Origin of the sequence: Alicyclobacillus hesperidum subsp. aegles (assembly GCF_027923525.1) — a bacterium.
Classification (GTDB): Bacteria; Bacillota; Bacilli; order Alicyclobacillales; family Alicyclobacillaceae; genus Alicyclobacillus; species Alicyclobacillus aegles.
Map to the genome: position 1 here is coordinate 1 of NZ_BSBJ01000030.1, position 532 is coordinate 532.

2 protein-coding genes are annotated in these 532 nt (G+C 57.0%); both read right to left on the reverse strand.

The window, feature by feature from the left end; genetic code table 11:
- The coding region (locus tag QMF38_RS09540) for a structural cement protein Gp24 (RefSeq protein ID WP_281759288.1) at window positions 1-254 on the reverse strand (254 nt) is incomplete at its 3' end.
- Between the two features lie 12 nt (window positions 255-266).
- Window positions 267-532: hypothetical protein (locus tag QMF38_RS09545; protein WP_281759289.1), on the reverse strand; the 266-nt coding region annotated here is incomplete at its 5' end.

The following is a 532-nucleotide window of genomic DNA, read 5'->3' on the forward strand; positions in this document are numbered from 1 at the left end:
CCATAGGGCTGAGAGAGATAGGAGGTAGCCTGCTTGACTTCACGGATTGCAATACCCGCGAACTGCGCCGCCGTGTTGCTCGCGCCAAACAAGCTATAGGTGTTGTTCGCGTTCAATACAACCGGCGAACCAAACGGAATCGGATTGGTATCTGTCGACTGCACCGGCCGATTCACGATAATTGCGTCAGCCGACCGCGAGACGTTACCCGGGTAGCCGAAGTTTAGCGTCTTGCCAATTGCAAAACCGCCCATGTCATGTCCTCCTTACTGCACGTTTTTGTAGTGCGGATTGTATTTGCGTGCCCACTCCATGCCGAGTTGCGACAAGTCCTGCGGTGGTTGCGTGCCGCCTGAGGCGCGCTGCCTATCCGCCACATGCCGACGCGTAGCTCGTTGGATTTGCCCATAAGTATTGGTCGTCGGACGCCCTTTGATCGCCGCAATCGCTGCGTCGGCAGCTTTCTTCTTGGCCACGGGATCCGAGATAGCTGCGATCACGGGCTTAATCGCACGGAGCGCTGCAATCTTGG